Source organism: Microbacterium sp. NPDC089189, assembly GCF_040685095.1.
Taxonomy (GTDB): domain Bacteria; phylum Actinomycetota; class Actinomycetes; order Actinomycetales; family Microbacteriaceae; genus Microbacterium.
This window is the reverse complement of sequence record NZ_JBFBHG010000030.1, coordinates 1-18,463: the sequence shown is the minus strand read 5'-3', so window position 1 is coordinate 18,463 and position 18,463 is coordinate 1. Positions and strand designations below refer to the sequence as shown.

Annotated in this window: 17 protein-coding genes; 13 read left to right on the top strand and 4 right to left on the bottom strand. The window is 71.5% G+C overall.

Annotated elements, in window-relative coordinates:
- Nucleotides 1-25: 25 nt before the first annotated feature.
- Together pknB and AB0N73_RS14525 are read right to left on the bottom strand one after the other, a co-directional pair.
- Entirely contained in the window at nt 26-1,957 is a 1,932-nt protein-coding gene (gene pknB, locus AB0N73_RS14530; protein WP_363564713.1) for a Stk1 family PASTA domain-containing Ser/Thr kinase, read from the bottom strand.
- A 70-nt stretch (nt 1,958-2,027) separates the two neighbouring features.
- Nucleotides 2,028-3,014, bottom strand: coding sequence for a LysM domain-containing protein (locus tag AB0N73_RS14525; protein WP_363564711.1), 987 nt, complete (start codon nt 3,012-3,014; stop codon nt 2,028-2,030).
- Nucleotides 3,015-3,199: 185 nt separating this feature from the next.
- On the opposite strand from AB0N73_RS14525, the gene AB0N73_RS14520 reads away from it, so the two are divergent.
- Complete coding sequence (locus AB0N73_RS14520; protein ID WP_363564710.1) at nt 3,200-3,541, top strand: Rv2175c family DNA-binding protein; 342 nt, start codon at nt 3,200-3,202, stop codon at nt 3,539-3,541.
- Nucleotides 3,542-3,548: 7 nt separating this feature from the next.
- On the opposite strand, the gene AB0N73_RS14515 is transcribed toward AB0N73_RS14520, so the two are convergent.
- Nucleotides 3,549-4,643, bottom strand: coding sequence for a polyprenyl synthetase family protein (locus AB0N73_RS14515; protein ID WP_363564708.1), 1,095 nt, complete (start codon nt 4,641-4,643; stop codon nt 3,549-3,551).
- A gap of 66 nt (nt 4,644-4,709) precedes the next feature.
- Here AB0N73_RS14515 and AB0N73_RS14510 point away from each other — a divergent pair, with 66 nt between their 5' ends.
- The 10 genes from AB0N73_RS14510 to AB0N73_RS14465 all read left to right on the top strand — a co-directional run bounded on the left by AB0N73_RS14510 (nt 4,710) and on the right by AB0N73_RS14465 (nt 15,461).
- Entirely contained in the window at nt 4,710-5,075 is a 366-nt protein-coding gene (locus tag AB0N73_RS14510) for a DUF3040 domain-containing protein (protein ID WP_363564706.1), read from the top strand.
- 171 nt (nt 5,076-5,246) lie between these two features.
- On the top strand, nt 5,247-5,678 hold the full coding sequence (gene mraZ / locus AB0N73_RS14505) for a division/cell wall cluster transcriptional repressor MraZ (RefSeq protein ID WP_363564704.1): 432 nt from the start codon (nt 5,247-5,249) through the stop codon (nt 5,676-5,678).
- A 100-nt stretch (nt 5,679-5,778) separates the two neighbouring features.
- On the top strand, nt 5,779-6,732 hold the full coding sequence (gene rsmH / locus AB0N73_RS14500; RefSeq protein WP_363564702.1) for a 16S rRNA (cytosine(1402)-N(4))-methyltransferase RsmH: 954 nt from the start codon (nt 5,779-5,781) through the stop codon (nt 6,730-6,732).
- Nucleotides 6,729-7,331: a hypothetical protein gene (locus AB0N73_RS14495; RefSeq protein ID WP_363564700.1), complete on the top strand. Its 603-nt coding sequence runs from the start codon at nt 6,729-6,731 to the stop codon at nt 7,329-7,331. Before rsmH ends, AB0N73_RS14495 begins: the two co-directional genes overlap by 4 nt.
- Before the next feature lie 4 nt (nt 7,332-7,335).
- On the top strand, nt 7,336-9,117 hold the full coding sequence (locus AB0N73_RS14490) for a penicillin-binding protein 2 (RefSeq protein WP_363564698.1): 1,782 nt from the start codon (nt 7,336-7,338) through the stop codon (nt 9,115-9,117).
- 19 nt (nt 9,118-9,136) lie between these two features.
- The gene (gene murF, locus AB0N73_RS14485) at nt 9,137-10,549 is read left to right on the top strand and encodes a UDP-N-acetylmuramoyl-tripeptide--D-alanyl-D-alanine ligase (protein WP_363564696.1); all 1,413 of its coding nucleotides are present in this window, start codon (nt 9,137-9,139) and stop codon (nt 10,547-10,549) included.
- Nucleotides 10,546-11,655 carry a phospho-N-acetylmuramoyl-pentapeptide-transferase gene (gene mraY, locus AB0N73_RS14480; protein ID WP_363564694.1) on the top strand — a complete coding sequence of 370 codons (1,110 nt, stop codon included), beginning with the start codon at nt 10,546-10,548 and terminating at the stop codon, nt 11,653-11,655. The genes murF and mraY overlap by 4 nt, the downstream gene beginning before the upstream one ends.
- Complete coding sequence (gene murD, locus AB0N73_RS14475; RefSeq protein WP_363564692.1) at nt 11,637-13,196, top strand: UDP-N-acetylmuramoyl-L-alanine--D-glutamate ligase; 1,560 nt, start codon at nt 11,637-11,639, stop codon at nt 13,194-13,196. The genes mraY and murD overlap by 19 nt, the downstream gene beginning before the upstream one ends.
- On the top strand, nt 13,147-14,391 hold the full coding sequence (ftsW, locus tag AB0N73_RS14470) for a putative lipid II flippase FtsW (RefSeq protein ID WP_363564690.1): 1,245 nt from the start codon (nt 13,147-13,149) through the stop codon (nt 14,389-14,391). Before murD ends, ftsW begins: the two co-directional genes overlap by 50 nt.
- The gene (locus AB0N73_RS14465; protein ID WP_363564688.1) at nt 14,388-15,461 is read left to right on the top strand and encodes a UDP-N-acetylglucosamine--N-acetylmuramyl-(pentapeptide) pyrophosphoryl-undecaprenol N-acetylglucosamine transferase; all 1,074 of its coding nucleotides are present in this window, start codon (nt 14,388-14,390) and stop codon (nt 15,459-15,461) included. Before ftsW ends, AB0N73_RS14465 begins: the two co-directional genes overlap by 4 nt.
- A gap of 16 nt (nt 15,462-15,477) precedes the next feature.
- Here the strand turns inward: AB0N73_RS14465 and AB0N73_RS14460 are convergent, their stop codons facing one another.
- Nucleotides 15,478-15,840 (bottom strand): GntR family transcriptional regulator, encoded by a 363-nt coding sequence (locus AB0N73_RS14460; protein WP_363564686.1) that lies wholly within the window; start codon nt 15,838-15,840, stop codon nt 15,478-15,480.
- Nucleotides 15,841-15,932: 92 nt separating this feature from the next.
- Here AB0N73_RS14460 and murC point away from each other — a divergent pair, with 92 nt between their 5' ends.
- Both murC and AB0N73_RS14450 read left to right on the top strand, forming a co-directional pair.
- The gene (gene murC / locus AB0N73_RS14455; protein WP_363564684.1) at nt 15,933-17,336 is read left to right on the top strand and encodes a UDP-N-acetylmuramate--L-alanine ligase; all 1,404 of its coding nucleotides are present in this window, start codon (nt 15,933-15,935) and stop codon (nt 17,334-17,336) included.
- A gap of 136 nt (nt 17,337-17,472) precedes the next feature.
- The gene (locus AB0N73_RS14450; RefSeq protein WP_363564682.1) at nt 17,473-18,384 is read left to right on the top strand and encodes an FtsQ-type POTRA domain-containing protein; all 912 of its coding nucleotides are present in this window, start codon (nt 17,473-17,475) and stop codon (nt 18,382-18,384) included.
- Nucleotides 18,385-18,463 lie beyond the last annotated feature (79 nt).

Sequence of the window (18,463 nt, the reverse complement as noted above, 5' to 3'; positions counted from 1 at the left end):
TGCGCGGAGAGAAGCCGGGCGCGGGTCAGCCGGTGATCGAGAGCACGAGGGTGATCGTCGCGCCGCGGGGGCGCTCCGCATCGTCGCCGGGCTCTTGCGATACGACCTTCGCCAGTTGCGGCACGGTGTCCCAGAAGGCGGCGTAGCCCGCGCGGAAGCCCGCGTTCTGCAGGATGCGCTTGGCTTCCTCGAGAGTGCGGCCCTCGACGTCGGGAACCTCGAACAGTTCGGGTCCCTTCGACACGCGCAGGGTCATGGTGTCACCGGGGCGCCAGTCGCCGCCCTCGGCGCGGGCACCGATGCCGATGACCACGCCCGATGCGACGTCGCTCGAGAACTCCTCGGTCGAGTCGACGTCGAAGCCGAGGTCCGAGAGCACCCGCGTGGCCTCGGTGACGCTCATCCCGCTTACATCCGGGACGGGGCCGCGCGAGACGGTGAGCGCCGCGCTGTCGCCCTCGTAGACGGTGCATCCCTGGGCGCAGTCCACGGCCTCGCCCGAGGGGCGTGCGGCCGATGCGGCGACGACCGTGCCGTCGGCCGCATCGGTGAAGACGTATGACGGCTCGCCGACCGTGACCTTGGCCTGCTGCAGGGTGGCGGTCACCTGGTCGACGGGCACACCGGCCAGTGCGCCGAGATCGTGGGGTTGCGGCCCCATCGACACGATCACGCGCACCGCGGACTCCTTCTCGACCCGCTCGCCTCCGCCCGGCTCGGAGCGGATGACGGTGCCGGCGGTGACGTCGAGGCTGTACTCCTCGCCGCGTTCGGCCCGCAGGCCCCGGTCGGCGAGTGCGCTCTCGGCCTGCTCGAAGCTCGTGCCCGCCAGGGCGGGCACCGCCACCAGGGATCCGGGGCCGGAGCCGAACCACCAGCCCGTGCCGCCCGCGAGGGCGGCGAGCAGCAGCACGATGACGAACAGCCAGCCGCCCTTCGCGGCACGACGCCGCGCCCGCTGGCGCAGACGCGTGGCGTTGTCGGCGGGATCGAGCGCCGCCGCGGGTTCCGCGGTGACGGCCGGGAGGGCCTTGGTCAGCTCGCCCGAGTCCAGCCGGTCGTCGGCGATCGCCGTCCCGACGGCCAGGGTGCGCGCCACCTGAGGGGCGATCCCGAGCTCGCGCTCGATGTCGCGCAGGCGCTGCAGCATCTCGTCGGCGTCGTTCGGGCGTGCGTCGGGGGAGCGCTCGGTCGCCCACAGCACGAGCTCGTCGAGCTGTTCGGGGACCGAGGGGTTCTTCGCGCTCGGGCGCGGTACCGAGTCGGTGGCGTGCTGGTAGGCGATCTGCATCGGCTGCTCGCCCTTGTAGGGCTGCTCGCCCGTCAGCATCTCGTAGAGCAGGATGCCGAGCGCGTAGATGTCGCTGCGGGCATCGGCGCTGCCCCGGGTGACCAGCTCGGGCGCCAGGTAGGCGATCGTCCCGAGGAGCATCTGACCGCTCGCGGTGTTCGCGGTGGTGGCGCGGGCCAGGCCGAAGTCGCCGATCTTGATCCGGCCGTCCTCGGCCAGCAGGACGTTCTCGGGCTTCACGTCGCGGTGCACGATGCCGGCGCGGTGCGCGGCGGCGAGCCCCGACAGCACCGCATCCATGATCGTGATGGTCTGCGGCACGGGCAGGCGCCGCTGCTCCTTCATGAGCTCGCGCAGGGTAATGCCGGGCAGGTACTCCATGACGAGGTACGCCATGTCGCTGTCTTGCCCCTGATCGAACACGTTGACGACGTGGGGATCGGAGAGGCGGGCGGCCGAACGGGCTTCCTGGATGAAGCGGCTCTGGAACACGGTGTCGTCGCTGAGATGGCCGTGCATGACCTTCAGGGCGACGCGTCGCTCGAGTCGCAGGTCGGTCGCGACGTAGACGGTGGCCATGCCGCCGCGGGCGATCCGCGCACGCACGCGGTAGCGGCCGTCGACCAGACGGCCGATCAGCGGGTCCGCGCGCTGGCTCGTGCTCACGAGGAGAGTCTACGGATCGGACGCTGTGAGCCCGGGCAGCGGCGCACCGCGGATGCGGCCGGGTCGGTGATCAGCCGAGCACGGCGAGCCACGTGGTGGCGGGCTGCTCCCAGCGTGCGTACCGGTCGGGGTATGCGGAGATCTGCACGGCCTGTGCGGCATCCGCGAAGCTCATGCCCTCCCAGCCGGCGATGTCGAGCAGCCCCCGGGTCGCCGTGCCGTTGGGGTCGCCCGGGCCGCCGAAGAACGCCCGCGTGGAGCGGTCGGGGTCGCGCACCTGCTCGATGCTGCCCCATCCGGTGGACGGACGCTGCTGGAAGAGGCCCTGCGAGTCGCGGTCGCCCCAGTCGAGGTTGCGCAGCCAGGACTCCTGCATGGCGGTGCCCAGCGCGATGGCGATCCCGCGGTCCGAGACGCCGAGCTGACGACCGACGGCGATGATCACGCGGGCGTTGGCCTGCTGCTCGGCGTCGAGCTCGATCGCCGGTGCCGCGGGCGGGGCCGGCGCGACCGCCGCCGGGGCGGGTGCGGGAGCGGGAGCGGATGCGGGAGCACCGCCGGGGAGCACCAGGGTCTGTCCCGGATAGATGATCGAGTCCCACGTGAGGCCGTTCGCCGCCAGGAGCGCGGGCGTCGTGGTGCCGTGCCGGGCGGCCAGCGCGCTGACCGTGTCGCCGGCGACGACGACCACGGATGCCGCGGGGGCGGGAGCCGTCGGTGCGGGCGTCGGCTCGGCAGCCGCGGGGGCCGCCACCTGCAGGACGTCGCCGGGGTGGATGGTGGAGGACGCCCACGAGAGTCCGTTCCACGCGAGCACGTCGGCGGTGGCGAGTCCGTAGCGGTCGGCGATCGCGCTCACCGACTCACCCGCGGCGACGACGTGCGTCGTCGGCACGGGGGTGGTCGCGGGTCGGGGCGCGGCCTGCGTCCGCGGGGCGCCACCGGCGTCGGCGTGCGCGGGCGCGGGGGCGGACACGAGCGAGAGGGCGACACTGCCCGCGAGGGCGGAGAATCCGAGGGCTGCGGCGTGGGGGCGTGCGAAAGCGTGCGTGGTCATGGGCGTTCTCCTCTGGGGGATCGTCCTTCCGGGGGTTCGGCAACCCTGACACCCGGCTGTGACACGAGTCAAGGGAAGTGACGCATGTGAAAGATGAGATCTCTGTCATGTCGGCGTCTCCGCCGCGGCGGCGCGCGACGACGAACGCGCCGCGACGGAGAGCCGCGAGATGAGAGCATGGAGGGGTGACTGCCGCGCGTACCCCCACCGAATGGTTGACCCTTCCCGACCTCGTCGAGCTGACGGGTGAGCCGCTCGGCCGCGTGCGGCGCCTGCTGGACGACGGCTACCTGATCGGTTCGCGTCGCAACGGCACCTTCCAGGTGCCGAGCATCTTCCTCGTCGACGGGGAGCCGCTGACCTCGCTCCGCGGCACGATCTTCGTCCTGCGGGACGCCGGCTTCAGCGACGACGAGGCCATCGACTGGCTGCTCGAGCCGGAGGAGAGCGTCGGGGATGCCCCCATCGTCGCGCTCCTGCAGGGACGCAAGAGCGAGATCCGCCGGATCGCGCGCGCCCTCGGCTGAGCCGGGCTCAGGCCACGCGCGACGTGGCGGCGCGGGCGAGGTCCCGCAGCTCGCCCACGGCGGTGTTCCCGAGCGGAGTGCCCGAGAGGGCGCGGTCCGCTTCGAGCGCGTAGGCCGTGATGAGGTCCTCGACACGGGCCAGCGCGCCGCTGTCCACGATCGTCTGCTGCAGCGACGCGATCTGGCCGGCGTCGAGCGTCGGGTCCCCGACCAGCTCGTCCAGCGTCCGCCGCGCGCCGGTGGGCAGCGCTTCGCGGGCGTAGGCGATGAGCACGGTGCGCTTGCCCTCCCGCAGGTCGTCGCCCGAGGGCTTGCCCGTCTGCGCCTCGTCGCCGAACACGCCGAGGACGTCGTCGCGCAGCTGGAACGCCATGCCGACCGGGTGCCCGAACGCGCTGAGCGCGTCGAGCTGGGTCGCGGTCGCGCCGGCCAGGGCCGCGCCGATGCGCAGCGGCTGCTCGACCGAGTACCGCGCCGACTTGTAGGAGGCCACGCGCAGCGCGCGCTCGGCGTGCACCTCGTCGGGCTGGGTCGTGAAGGCGGACTCCTCGGCGATGTCGAGGAACTGTCCCACGGTCACGTCCCGTCGCATGCGGGCGTACTCGGCGCGCGTGGATGAGGCCGCATCCGGCGTCGCGCCCCGCAGCCCCTGCTCGAGCAGGTCGTCGCTCCAGGCGACGAGCAGATCGCCCGAGAGGATGGCCGCCGCGCGGCCGAACGGCTCGGCCGGCCCCGACCATCCTGCTGCTCGGTGCGACGCCTCGAACCGGCGGTGGGCCGAGGGCGCGCCGCGCCGGGTGTCGGAGTTGTCGATGAGGTCGTCGTGCACGAGCGCCGCGGCGTGGAACACCTCGAGCGCCGCCGCCGCGCTGACGAGGGCGTCGGGGAGGGGGAGGGTGCGGGCATCCCGCTCCGCGATCGCCCGCCAGCCCGTGAGGCAGAAGCGTGCGCGCAGCCGCTTCCCGCCGGTCACGGCGGCCGCCGATGCCGCCAGGAAGTCGGCCGCGTCGGGCCCGAGAGGGCGTGACGCATCCGCTTCGGAACGGAAGAAGGTATCCAGTCGCTGAGAAACCGCCGCGATCGCGTCTGCAGTGCTCGACACGGGCCTAGCCTAGTTCCCAGGGCGACGCGTAGACTTCATGCATCGCCGTGGACCCTAGGGGGACGAATGCCTCTCTCCGAACAGGAGCAGCGCATGCTCGACGAGATGGAACGCCATCTCATGAGTAATGACGCCGATGTTGTCAGCGCTCCGCAGGGCGATCGCGTCCTCAGTTATCGCAACATCGTCTATGGCGCCATCTTGGTGCTCGCCGGTCTCGGCGGGCTGATCGTCGGACTCTCGACGCAGCTCATCGTCGTCGGCGTCATCGGCTTCGTCGTGATGCTCGGCGGCGTGGTCCTCGCGGTCACCCCGACGAAGGTCGCCCGGCCGGCGTCGGAGCCCCGTGAGAAGGCGGGCGCCACGCCCCGCTCCACGAGCTTCATGGACCGGATGAACGACCGATGGGACCGCCGCCAAGACGGCAGCTGATCCCGCTTCTTCTCTGAAAGCGCCGACCCTTCGGGGTCGGCGCTTTTTCGTGCGCCCGGGCCGGGGGAGCGCGCGCCCAGTTTTCACGCGCATTGGGTAGTGAAGTGGAGGGAAGTGGAGTAAAGTGGTGGATACCTCACGTGGGCCGGACGAAGGAGGGGGGATGCGCGAATGCTGCTGGGTACTCACACCCCCAAGCTCGACGACAAAGGTCGCGTCATCCTGCCGGCCAAGTTCCGCGATGATCTGGGCGACGGCGTCGTGATCACCCGCGGGCAGGACCGCTGCCTCTACGTCTTCAGCACCGCCGAGTTCGAGCGCGTGCACGACCGCATCCGCGAAGCGCCCCTGACGAACAAGCAGGCGCGCGACTTCCTGCGCATGTTCCTGTCGGGAGCCAGCGCCGAGAAGCCCGACGGGCAGAGCCGCGTCACCATCCCGCCGGCGTTGCGCAGCTACGCCGGTCTCGGTCGCGAGCTCGTCGTCACCGGTGTCGGCGCACACGCCGAGATCTGGGATGCCGAGGCCTGGAACTCCTACGCCGAGAGCAACGAGTCCGTGTACTCCGAGATGGAGCAGGAGGTGATCCCGGGCCTGTTCTGAGCCCTCGGCCCTGATTCCCAGCCGCTCGAGCCCTGACACACTTCCCCGGTGTCAGGTCGGAGCGGATGGGGATCAGGACCGAGGGAGAGGTCCCCGCATCATGAACCTCCGCGACATCCACACCCCCGTCCTCCTCGAGCGCTGCATCGAGGTGCTGCAGCCGGCCATCGAGCGTCCGGGCGCCGTCTTCGTCGACGCCACGCTCGGCATGGGCGGTCACAGCGAAGCGTTCCTCGAGCGCTTCCCCGACCTGCACCTCATCGGACTCGACCGCGACACCGACGCCCTGCGCATCGCGGGGGAGCGTCTCGCGCCCTTCGCCGACCGCACCGACCTGGTGCACACCGTGTACGACGGCATCCGCGACGCGGTGCGCGGCGCCGGATACCCGCGCGTCGACGGCATCCTCTTCGACCTCGGTGTGTCGTCGCTGCAGCTGGATGAGGCCGACCGCGGCTTCGCGTACGCCAAGGACGCACCGCTCGACATGCGCATGGACCAGTCCACCGGTCCGACCGCAGCCGACGTCCTGGCGACGTACTCCGAGGGCGCGCTCCGGCGCATCTTCGAGCGGTACGGCGAGGAGAAGCTCTCGGGCCGCTACGCCCGCGCCATCATCGCCGCCCGCGCGGACGCGCCGATCGATCGCTCGGGCCGCCTCGTCGCGATCCTGGACGCCGCGACGCCGGCCGCGCTGCAGAACGCCGGTCACCCCGCCAAGCGCGTGTTCCAGGCGCTGCGCATCGAGGTGAACGAAGAGCTCGCCGCTCTCGACCGCGCCCTTCCCGCCGCCCTCGACCTGCTCGCGGTCGGCGGACGGATCGTCGTGCTCAGCTACCAGTCGCTCGAGGACCGGTTCGTCAAGCGTGAGCTCGCCGCCGCGAGCTCGTCGACCGCGCCCGCGGGTCTTCCCGTCGAGCTCCCCGAGCACGCTCCTCGCTTCCGGCTGCTCGTCAAGGGCGCCGAACTCGCCTCCGACGAGGAGCGCGCCCGCAACCCCCGCGCGACGCCTGTGCGTCTTCGTGCCGCCGAACGACTCCGGGAGACCGCATGAGCATCGCGACGTCGACGGCCGCACCGCTGTTCCAGCCGGTCCCGTTCGAAGAGGAGACCGGACGACGCTCTCCCGAGCGGGCGCTGCGCCCCGTCGAGGCCCCCGCGCGCCGACGGCGTCCGCGCATGGTCTACGGCATCATCGCCGTGGCCGGCGCCCTCGCGATCGCGGCCACCCAGATGCTGTTCTCGGTGCTCTCCACGCAGAGCTCCTTCGAGCTCGCCACCCTGACCCAGCAGCAGCGCGAGCTCACCTGGCAGAAGCAGATCCTGTACGACGAGGTCGCCGGCCTCAGCTCGCCGCAGTACCTCGCGGCCAACGCGGCGGCACTGGGCATGGTCATCAACGAGTCGCCGAGCTACCTGCGTCTGAGCGACGGCGCCGTGCTCGGCAGCCAGCTCGCGTCGGTGTACACCTCTTCCATCGATCCGCTCAGCCGTGGCTCGGTGGCGAACTCGCTCATCACCGACACGCCGCTGGTGACCGCGCCCGACGCCACGATCGACGGTGTGCAGGCCCCTCCGGTGGTGGATGAGGCGGGCGATCCGGCGACACCCCCGGCACTGACCGACGGTCTGCCCACGCCCGCGACACACTGAGTACATGACGACGCGAAGCACCCGCAGCCCCCGTCGCCGCACCGTCGTCGCCCTCGCCGTCGTCCTGGCGGTGCTGGTCGTCTTCATCTTCCGGCTGGTCGACATCCAGGTCGTGAACGCGCGCGAGCACATCGACGACTCGTTGGACATCGCGATGGGCGGCGGCAACACGCTGTACGGCACGCGCGGATCGATCGTCGACACCCACGGCGACACGCTCGCCGGCAGCATCCTGCAGTACGACGCGCAGCTCGACCCCAGCAACGTGGGTCCGATCGAGCGCACCGACGAGGCCGGGGTCGAGACGGAGATCGAGTGGCCCGTGATCGCGGGCGAGATCGCGGCGATCACGGGGCAGACCTCCGAGCAGGTGCAGCAGATCGTGGCCGACGCCCTCGCGACGAACCCGTCGTCGCAGTACGCCCTGCTGACCAAGGGGCTGTCGACCGAGAAGTACCGGGCGCTCGCGGATCTGCGGCTCCCGTACCTCACCATGACCCCGCATCCCGCACGGACCTATCCGGACGGCGCGGTCGCGGGCAACCTCGTCGGATTCGTCGGCTCCGACGGTGAGCCCCTGGAGGGTCTGGAGTCCGCCCAGGAATCGTGCCTCGCGCCCACCGACGGTGAACGCAGCTACCAGCGGGGCAAGGACGGCGTCATCATCCCGGGCACCGAGACGGAGACGCCGGCCGTCGACGGCGGCACGCTCGGCCTCACGATCGATCGCGACCTGCAGTACTACCTGCAGCAGCTCATCGCGGAGCAGACGCAGAACCAGGGCGCCCAGCACGGCCAGATCATGGTCGTGGAGGTGGCGACCGGCAAGATCCGCGCCGCCGCCGAGTACCCCACCGTCGACCCGAACAACGTCTCTGCCACCGGTGAGAGCGATCGCTCCAGCCGGATCTTCCGCGGCACGTTCGAACCCGGATCGACCTTCAAGGCGCTGAGCGCCGCCACCGTCATCGACACCGGGGCGGCGACGCCGACCTCCACGATCACCGCATCGGGTCGGGAGACGTTCCCGAACGGCGCGCGCGTGTCCGACGCGATCTCGCACGGTGCGACCAACTACACGCTCGCGGGCGTCCTGATCGACTCGTCGAACGTCGGCATCTCGAAGTTCGCCGAGATGGTGCCCGCCGAGACGCGGTACGACTACCTGCAGCGCTTCGGCATCGGCCAGGTCAGCGGCGTCGGCTTCCCCGGCGAGGCGACCGGTGTGCTCTACCCCGCCTCGGACTGGGACAGCCAGACCTTCTACAACACCTCGTTCGGGCAGGGTCTGTCGACGACGCTGCCCCAGCTCGTCGGCGCGTACCAGTCGATCGCCAACGACGGGCTCAAGGTGCCGCTCTCCCTCGTGGAGTCGTGCACGGCGCCCGACGGCACGGTGTCGCAGACCGATCCCGGACCCGCCACCCAGGTGGTGAGCGCGTCGACCGCGCAGCAGGTGCAGCAGATGCTCGAGAACGTGCTGGTGCAGGGCGGTCTGTCCAAGGCGGTCGCCGTGTCGGGCTACCGCCTCGCCGGCAAGACGGGTACCGGCGAGGTCGCCGAGAACGGCACCTACAAGAGCGGCGTCTACTTCACGACCCTCATCGGCTTCGCGCCCGCCGACGACCCGCAGTACGTCGTCGCCGTCACCCTCGACCAGCCCACTGGGGTAAGGTCGTCAGCGGCCAACGCCGAGGCATTCCAGCAGGCGATGACCCAGGTTCTGAAGACGTTCCGGGTCATGCCATCCGATTCGCAGCCGACGCTGCTGCCCAAGACCGGATGAGCGTCGGCCGCTCCACGACATGATCGCACTCACACTCTCCTCCATCGCCGCTGTCCTGGGCGGCACCCTCCAGCTGGCGGGCGACGACACGGTCGACACCCTCGTCAGCGGGATGGTCGACACCGACTCCCGTGAGATCCGACCGGGCGACGTGTTCGTCGCCAAGCCCGGCGAGGTCACCGACGGTCACCTGTTCGTCGACACGGCGGTCGCCGCCGGGGCCGTGCTCGCCATCGTCGAGCGCCCCGTCGATGCACGCGTGTCGCAGATCGTCGTCGCCGACGTGATCGTCGCCCTGGCCGATCTCGCCCGGCACGTGGTCCGCACCGTCCGCGACGAGGGCATGCTCCGGATCGTCGGCATCACGGGCTCGAACGGCAAGACCACGACCAAGAACCTGCTCGCCCGCATCCTCGAGCCCGAGGGCCCGACGGTCGCCCCTCGGGCATCGTTCAACAACGAGGTCGGCGCACCGCTGACCATGCTGCGGGTCACCCGGGACACCCGGTTCCTCGTGAGCGAGTTCGGGGCGAGCGCGCCCGGCGAGATCGCGCGGCTGGCCGGGCTCGTGCAGCCGGATGTGGGCGTCGTCCTCATGGTGGGCATGGCCCACGCGGGCGGCTTCGGTGGCATCGAGGCCACGTTCCACGCCAAGTCCGAGCTCGTGCGCGCGGTACGCCCCGGGGGCCTCGCCGTCCTGAACGCCGACGACGCCCGCGTCCGCGACATGGCGCCGATCGCGGCCGACGGCGGGCTCGCCGTCCGCTGGTTCGGCACCTCGCCCGAGGCCGAGGTCCGGGCCACCGACATCGAGGTGACCGCGTCGGGCACACAGTTCGTGCTGCACCTCGACGGTGTCTCCGTCCCCGTCTCGCTGCGCGTCCTCGGCGCGCATCACGTCATGAACGCCCTCGCGGCTCTGGCCACCGCCACCGCCCTCGGCGTCGAGGTGCACGACGCGGTCGCCCGCCTGGAGGCCGTCGAGCTCGCCGAACGCTGGCGCATGCAGCCGCTCGGGTCCGACCGCGTGCGCATCATCAACGACGCCTACAACGCCAGCCCCGACTCGATGTCGGCGGCGTTGCGCACCCTCGCGCAGATCACCGAGCCCGGGCAGCGCATGGTCGCCGTCCTCGGTGCGATGAGCGAGCTGGGGGAGTACGCGGGCGACGAGCACGACCGCATCGGCGAGCTGGCCGTGCGCCTGCGCATCCCGCGGATCGTCGTCATCGGCGACGCCGCGCGGCGGATGTTCCTCGCCGCCGTCGCCGAAGGCTCGTGGAGCGACGAGGTCGTCTTCTTCGCCGACGCCGACAGCGCGTACGAGTACCTCATGGGCGAGCTGCGCGACGGCGACCGCGTGCTGGTCAAGTCGTCCAACTCCGCCGGGCTCCGGTTCCTCGGCGACCGTCTAGGAGAATCGTTCTCGTGAGATCACTTCTGACCGCGGCGGCGATCTCGCTGGCATTCACGCTGTTCCTGACGCCCGTCATCCTGCGGCTGTTCCGCAAGTGGGGCTGGGGACAGGTCATCCGCACCCCCGAGAACGTGCACAACCCCAGCCACGGTGCGAAGCGCGGCACGCCCACCATGGGCGGCACGATCTTCATCGTCGCCACGCTCGTCGGCTACTTCATCGGCACCTACGCGGGGGGCAACCCTCCGACGATCTCGGGTCTGCTCGTCATCTGGATGATGATCGGATTCGGCGCGGTCGGCTTCATCGACGACTACATGAAGGTGCGCCGGCAGAACTCGCTCGGTCTCAGCGGATGGCGCAAGATCCTCGGGCAGGTCATCGTGGTCGTGCCGTTCGGCATCGTCGCGCTGAACTTCCCCAATGCCGACGGTCAGACCCCGGCGAGCCCGTTCATCTCGGTGTTCCGCGACATCCCGGTGCTGTCGTTCATGGCGCTCGGCGCGGTGATCGGATGGATCCTCTACCTCGCCTGGATCGCCTTCCTCGGCGTCGCCACATCCAACTCCGTCAACGTGTCGGACGGCCTGGACGGTCTCGCGGCCGGCTCGGCGATCTTCGTCACGAGCGCCCTCGCCCTCATCTCGTTCTGGCAGTTCAAGCAGCCCTGCGACGTCGGGGCCATCGAGCGCGGACTCCAGAACGCGTGCTATCAGACCCGTGATCCCTTCGACCTGGCGATCATCGCTGCGGCGTTCATCGGTGCGCTCGTCGGGTTCCTCTGGTGGAACGCCCCCAAGGCGCAGGTGTTCATGGGCGACGTCGGCTCGATGTCGATCGGCGGCGTGATCGCGGCGCTGGCGATCCTCACCCGCACCGAGATCCTCCTCGCGATCATCGCCGGTGTGTACGTGATCGCCTCGGGATCCGTCATCCTGCAGCGCGCCTACTTCAAGCTCACCCGCGGCAAGCGGCTGTTCCTCATGAGCCCGCTGCACCATCACCTCGAGATGCGCGGCTGGTCCGAGATCACGATCGTGGTGCGGATGTGGGTGATCGCGGGCCTTCTCGCCCTCGCCGGGGTCGGCCTGTTCTACGTCGAATGGCTCGTGCAGTCGTGACCGCGTCTCGCCTGGACCCGCTGACCAGCTGGTACGCGGACTGGTCGGATCTGCGCGTCGTCGTCCTGGGGCTCTCGGTCACGGGCTTCTCGGTCGCCGACACCCTGGCCGAGCTGGGGGCGCGCGTGCTCGTGATCAGTGAGAGCGCGGATGCCGAGTACGCGCGTCTGCTGCCTGTGATCGGCGTGGAGCTGTGGACCGGCTCGCTCGACGAGGTGCCCGACGCCCTCCGTGCGCACGAGCCCGAGCTCGTGATCGCCTCGCCCGGGTTCGCGCCTACGCATCCGCTCATCGCCTGGACGCGGGAGAGCGGCGTGCCGCTCTGGGGCGACATCGAACTGGCCTGGCGCGTGCGCGACAAGGTGCCGCGCGCCGACGGCTCCGCCGCCGAATGGGTGCTGGTGACCGGCACGAACGGCAAGACCACCACGACGCGCCTGGCCGCCACGATGATGGTGGCGGGAGGCCTCCGCGCCGCGCCGTGCGGCAACATCGGGGTGCCGATCCTCGACGCCGTCCGCGACCCGTCCGGCTTCGACGTGCTCGTGGTCGAGCTGTCGAGCCACCAGCTCTGGTACCTGTCGCTGCAGCAGGGGCCGGAACCGGTGTCGCCGCTCGCGAGCGTCTGCCTGAACCTGGCCGACGACCACCTGGCCTGGCACGGCTCGTTCGAGGCGTACCGCGACGCGAAGGCCGTGGTCTACCGCAACACCCGCGTGGCCTGCGTCTACAACAAGGCGGATGCGGCGACGCAGCGCATGGTCGAGGAGGCCGACGTCGTCGAGGGCGCGCGCGCCGTCGGATTCGACCTGGGCGTGCCGGGGCCGAGCGATCTGGGCGTCGTCGAGGGGATCCTCGTCGACCGGGCGTTCCACGACGAGCGTCACGCCAGCGCCCTGGAGCTGACGACCGTCGCCGAGCTGGCCGAGCAGAACCTCGCCGCCCCGCACATCGTCGCCAACGTCCTCGCGGCCGCGGCGCTCGCGCGGGCCGTGGGAGTCGCTCCCGTGGCCATCCACGACGCCCTGACCGCGTTCCGGCTCGACCCGCACCGCATCGAGATCGTCGCCGTCCACGGCGGGGTCACCTGGGTCGACGACTCCAAGGCCACGAACCCCCACGCGGCCGCGTCGTCGCTGGCGGCCTACCCCGGCGCCGTCTGGGTGGTCGGCGGGCAGCTCAAGGGCGTCGACATCAGCGATCTCGTCGCCACGCGCGGCGTTCACGCATCGGCCGCCGTCGTGATCGGGCGCGATCGCACCGAGATCGTGGCGGCGTTCGCGCGACACGCGCCCGCGGTTCCCGTCTTCGAGGTGGTTGCCACCGAGACTGAAGACGTCATGGCACGGGTCGTCGAACTGGCGGCGCAGGTCGCCCGTGACGGGGACGTCGTACTGCTCGCTCCCGCCGCGGCATCCTTCGACCAGTTCGCGTCCTACTCGGACCGGGGAACGCGATTCGCGGACGCGGTACGGGATCGGATCGGAAGGGATGCGGGTGGTCGACACGACTCGGACCAGACCGGTCCCGCCGGAGCCTGAGCAGCCTCGCAGCGGTCTCGCCGCGCGCGTCTCGCTGGGGCGGGTGTTCGCCCCCGTCCCGAGCGAGTTCCTGCTGATCGCGTCGACGGCGCTCATCCTCACCGTCTTCGGTCTCGTGATGGTGCTCTCGGCCACCTCCGCGACGTCGGAGGACGCCGGCGGCGGGCCGTACGACACGATGCTCAAGCAGGCCGTGTTCGCGGCGATCGGCATCCCGCTGATGTTCCTCGCCTCGAGGTTCCCGGTGTCGTTCTGGAAGCGCATGGCGTGGCCGGCGCTGATCCTGGCGACACTGTTCCAGATGCTCGTGTTCACCCCGCTCGGCATCGACAACGACGGCAACCGCAACTGGATCTCGATCGCGGGGCTCCAGGCGCAGCCCTCCGAGTTCCTCAAGGTGACGCTCGCGATCTGGCTGGGGTTCATCCTCTACCGCAAACGCACCCTGCTGGCGGACTGGCGCCACGTCTTCATCCCCGCCATCCCGGTCGGCATCGCGGTCATCGGCACGGTCATGGCCGGCAAGGACCTGGGCACGGCGATGATCCTCGTGCTCATCCTGCTCGCGGCCCTCTTCTTCTCCGGTGTGAAGCTGCGCGTGTTCCTGCTGCCGCTCGTGCTGTTCGCCGGCGGCGTCGCGTACTTCGCCGTCAGCAGCCCCGACCGCATGCGCCGTTACATGAGCTTCCTCAACGAGGACTGCCTGGCGGACTACTTCGGCGACTGCTACCAGCCGCTCCACGGCATCTGGGGACTCGCCGGCGGCGGTGTCTTCGGGCTGGGCCTGGGCAACTCGAAAGAGAAGTACAGCTGGTTGCCCGCCGCCGCGCACGACTACATCTTCGCCATCGTCGGCGAGGAGCTCGGTCTGATCGGCTGCGTCGTCGTGCTGGTGCTGTTCGCCCTGTTCGCGGTGGGCGCCTTCCACATCGTCCGCAAGACCGACGACCCGTTCGTGCGGATCACCGCGGGCGCCATCACGGTGTGGATCGTCGGCCAGGCGCTGCTCAACGTCGGCGTCGTCCTGCGTCTGCTCCCCGTCTTCGGCGTGCCGCTGCCGTTCCTCTCGCAGGGAGGGACATCGCTCATGTCGGTTCTGCTCGCCTGCGGGGTGCTGCTGTCGTTCGCCCGGACACTCCCGGTGCGCACCGCTGCATCGGTCACCCAGCCGGTGCGTGGCAGACTTCCCCGGTGACGACGTATCTTCTCGCCGGCGGTGGCACCGCCGGTCATGTGAACCCCCTGCTCGCCGTGGCCGACGGGCTCCGCGCCCGCGACCCCGAGGCGGAGGTGCTGGTGCTCGGCACGCGTGAGGGTCTCGAGGCGCGGCTGGTGCCGGCCCGGGGATACGAGCTGCTCATCGTCGACAAGGTGCCCTTCCCGCGGCGCCCCAACAAGGCCGCGGTCGGATTCCCGGTGCGCTGGCGCCGCGCCGTGGGCCAGGTACGCGGCCACATCCGCGCGCACGGCGTGGACGTCGTGATCGGGTTCGGCGGGTACGCCGCGGCGCCCGCGTACACCGCCGCGCGCCGCGAGCACGTGCCGTTCGTCGTCCACGAGGCCAACGCCCGACCCGGTCTGGCCAACGTGCTCGGTGCGCGTCGCGCGGATGCGGTGGGCGTCGCGTTCGAGGGAACGCCGCTGCGCGGGGGAGAAGTGGTGGGGATGCCGCTCCGCCGCGAGATCGTGACGCTGGACCGCGACGCGCAGCGCGCGCACGCCGCAGCCACGTTCGGCCTGGATCCCGCGAAGCCCGTTCTGCTCGTCTTCGGCGGATCGCTCGGTGCGCAGCGACTCAACGAGGCGATCGCCGCCTCCTGGCGCGACGTGCTCGACGCCGGGTGGCAGCTGCTGCACATCACGGGCGAACGGTCGGAGCTCGCCGACCCGAACGTCCCCGGCTACGCGCTCCGTCGCTACGTGGACCGCATGGACCTGGCGTTCGCGGTGGCGGACGTGGTCGTCAGCCGGTCGGGGGCGGCCACCGTGAGCGAGATCAGTGCACTCGGCATCCCGGCGATCTACGTGCCCTACGCCGTCGGGAACGGCGAGCAGCGCTTGAACGCGGCGGCCGCGATCGCGTCGGGTGCGGCGATCCTCATCGACGACGCCGCCTTCGACGGTGACCGCGTACGGGCCGACGTCGTCCCGCTCCTGCAGGACGACGCACGCCTCGACGCCCTGCGCGCGGCCGCGTCGACGACCGGCACCCGTCACGGCACCGAGAACGTCATCGCGCTGATCGACCGCGCCCTCGCCCGCTGAACGCGCGGCGTCCGGCTCAGTCCGACGACCGGAGCGCCTCGGCCACGAGGTCGCGCGCCGCGGCGTCGTCGATGTCGAGATCGCGGATGCGGCGGACGAACTCGGCGGCGGCGCGCTGGCCGGCACGGTGGACGGGGTCCCCGTCGAGGCTCACGAAGGTGCCGGCGCGCCCGCGCGTCTCGATGACGCCCGCGGCTTCGAGCTCCTTGTAGGCGCGGGCGACGGTGTTGGGGGCGAGCTCGAGCTCGGACGCCAGCGCGCGCACCGTGGGCAGACGCGAGCCGACACCGCGCTCGCCCGCCGCGATCTGCGCCACGATCCCCGCCCGCACCTGCTCGAACGGCGGGACGGCGGAGGCGGGATCGATGTGCAGGGGCATCCGTCTTTCGTAGCGCGCCGGACGCCGCCGCGTCAACGCGTGCCGCGCGCCGAGACCTCGCGCCGCGCGGCGGAACGTAGAATCGGGAGGCCATGATCAGACCGGACCTGAGCCTTCCCATCCCCGCCGACATCATCTCGGCGCACTTCATCGGCATCGGCGGCTCCGGCATGTCGGGCCTGGCGCGCATGTTCCTCGAGCGCGGCATCCGCGTGTCGGGTTCGGACCGCTCCGACAGTGCCGCGCTGCAGGACCTGGCCGCGGCGGGCGCCCGCGTGCACGTCGGCCACGATGCCGCGCACCTGGGAGACGCCGACACGGTCGTGCACACCGGCGCGATCTGGCCCGAGAACCCCGAGTTCGTGACGGCGAAGGAGCGCGGGCTCGCCGTCATCCACCGATCCCAGGCGCTGCACTGGCTGATCGGCGGGCGTCGACTCGTGGCGGTCGCCGGAGCGCACGGCAAGACCACCTCGACCGGCATGGTCGTCACCGCGCTCCGGGGACTCGGTGAGGACCCCGACTACGTCAACGGCGGCGTCATCGCGCAGCTGGGCGCCTCGAGCGGATCGGGCGCCGGCGAGCTGTTCGTGATCGAGGCGGACGAGTCCGACGGCACGTTCCTGCTGTACGACACCTCGATCGCGCTCATCACGAACGTCGACCCCGACCACCTCGACCACTGGGGCAGCAGAGACGCCTTCTTCGACGGCTTCGTCCGTTTCGCGGATGCCGCGCGCGAGGCCGTCGTCATCTCGGCGGACGACCCGGGCGCCCGCGAGGTCCGTGCCCGCGTCACCCACGACCGCGTCGTGACCTTCGGGCTCGACGAGGGCGCCGACGTCCGGCTGTCCGAGGTCACCACCGACGGCCCCGTCGCCTTCACGGTGTCGGCCGACGGCGCCGAGGCGCGCGTGCAGCTCGCCGTCCCCGGCGCACACAACGCCGTCAACGCCACGGGCGTCATCGCCGTCCTCCGTGAACTCGGCCACTCGCTCGCGGATGCCGCGCGTGCGGTCGAAGGGTTCGCCGGCACCGTGCGCCGCTTCGAGCTGCACGGCGTCGCGCGCGGGGTGAGCGTGTACGACGATTACGCCCACCACCCCACCGAGGTCGCCGCGGCACTCGCGGCGGCGCGGACGGTGATCGGCGACGGGCGGCTCATCGCCATCCACCAGCCCCACACCTACTCGCGGACGCAGCTGATGTCGGGCGAGTTCGCGCGCGTGCTCGAGGAGTTCGCCGACCACACCGTCGTCCTCGACGTCTACGGCGCCCGCGAGGACCCCGTCCCCGGTGTCACCGGTGCGCTCGTCAGCGACGCCTTCGTCGACGCGGCGCGCGTGCACTTCGTGGCCGACTGGCAGGAGGCGGCCGACTACACCGCCGAGGTCGCTCGCGACGGCGACTTCGTCGTCACGCTCGGATGCGGCGACGTCTACCGCATCATCCCGCAGGTCCTCGAGGCGCTCGCGCCCGCAGCCGAGGGGCACTGAGCGGATGCGTCGGCCCGCGCCGCTGCCACCGCCGCCGGGACGGCCCACGGCGGACGCCGACCAGCCGCTCCGTCGCCGTCCGGCGGCGACGTCCGAGCCGGCCGCGTCTCCCGTCTCCCCGGGGGCGGATGCGTCCGTGACCGAGCGCGACGCGGACCAGCAGGAGACGGCGCCGATCGCCCCGCTCTTCCCCACGGCGACGGCGGGGGAGTCGCGCCCCGGAACTCCCGCTGACGGCGCCGCCGCGACCGCCGAGCCGGCGGAGCCGGAGGCCACCACGGGGCCGGTCGGGCTCCGCGACGTGTGGCGGGCGTCCCGTGCGCGGCGCAAGGCGCTCCGCGCCGAGGTGCGACGGTTCACGGTGCGCCAGCGCCGCCGCCGCATCGTGTGGGCGGGCGTCGCCGCATCCCTCGTGCTGCTGACCGCCGCCACCGTCGGCGCGGCCTACAGTCCGCTGTTCGCGGTCGAGCAGGTGCGGGTCGTCGGCACGCAGCAGCTGAACGCGGACGAGGTCGCCGCCGCGCTGTCGGGGCAGGTCGGCACGCCGCTCGCCGCGATCGACGAGTCCGCCGTGAAAGCCGCTCTCGTCGCGTTCCCCCTCGTCGAGACGTACACGCTGGAGGCGCAGCCGCCGCACGATCTCATCGTGCGGATCGTGGAACGCACCCCGATCGGCGTGGTGTCCTCGGCGGCCGGATACGCGTTGGTGGATGCGGCCGGCGTCGTGCTCTCGACGACGCCCGAGCCTCCGGTGGGATACCCGATCGTCGACGCCGCCGGCGGCATCGGCTCGGAGGCGTTCGCCGCGGCCGGTCAGGTGATGCGCGCGCTCCCGGCGGATCTGCGCACCCAGGTCACCGCGGTCACCGCGGGCTCCGCGCACGACGTCACGATCACACTCGGTGCGGCCAACGCGCAGGTCGTCTGGGGGAGTGCCGACCAGTCGGCGCTGAAGGCCCGCGTGCTGCAGCCGCTCATGGCGGCGCGCCCGCCCGACGGCGTCGCCGTCTACGACGTGTCGTCCCCCCAGGCCGCCGTCGTCCGCTGACCCCCGCCTCTTCCGCTGCGCCGTCCCGCGCGCCCTCCATCCGCCGAGCGCACATCCCGTCGCCGAGCGCACATCGCGG

Bases quoted from the DNA above. Each gene is read 5' to 3' on its own strand.
- AB0N73_RS14525 (WP_363564711.1), bottom strand. From the start codon at position 3,014: ATGACCACGCACGCTTTCGCACGCCCCCACGCCGCAGCCCTCGGATTC.
- AB0N73_RS14510 (WP_363564706.1), top strand. From the start codon at position 4,710: ATGCCTCTCTCCGAACAGGAGCAGCGCATGCTCGACGAGATGGAACGC.
- mraZ (WP_363564704.1), top strand. From the start codon at position 5,247: ATGCTGCTGGGTACTCACACCCCCAAGCTCGACGACAAAGGTCGCGTC.
- rsmH (WP_363564702.1), top strand. From the start codon at position 5,779: ATGAACCTCCGCGACATCCACACCCCCGTCCTCCTCGAGCGCTGCATC.
- AB0N73_RS14495 (WP_363564700.1), top strand. From the start codon at position 6,729: ATGAGCATCGCGACGTCGACGGCCGCACCGCTGTTCCAGCCGGTCCCG.
- AB0N73_RS14490 (WP_363564698.1), top strand. From the start codon at position 7,336: ATGACGACGCGAAGCACCCGCAGCCCCCGTCGCCGCACCGTCGTCGCC.
- murF (WP_363564696.1), top strand. From the start codon at position 9,137: ATGATCGCACTCACACTCTCCTCCATCGCCGCTGTCCTGGGCGGCACC.
- murD (WP_363564692.1), top strand. From the start codon at position 11,637: ATGGCTCGTGCAGTCGTGACCGCGTCTCGCCTGGACCCGCTGACCAGC.
- ftsW (WP_363564690.1), top strand. From the start codon at position 13,147: ATGCGGGTGGTCGACACGACTCGGACCAGACCGGTCCCGCCGGAGCCT.
- AB0N73_RS14460 (WP_363564686.1), bottom strand. From the start codon at position 15,840: ATGCCCCTGCACATCGATCCCGCCTCCGCCGTCCCGCCGTTCGAGCAG.
- murC (WP_363564684.1), top strand. From the start codon at position 15,933: ATGATCAGACCGGACCTGAGCCTTCCCATCCCCGCCGACATCATCTCG.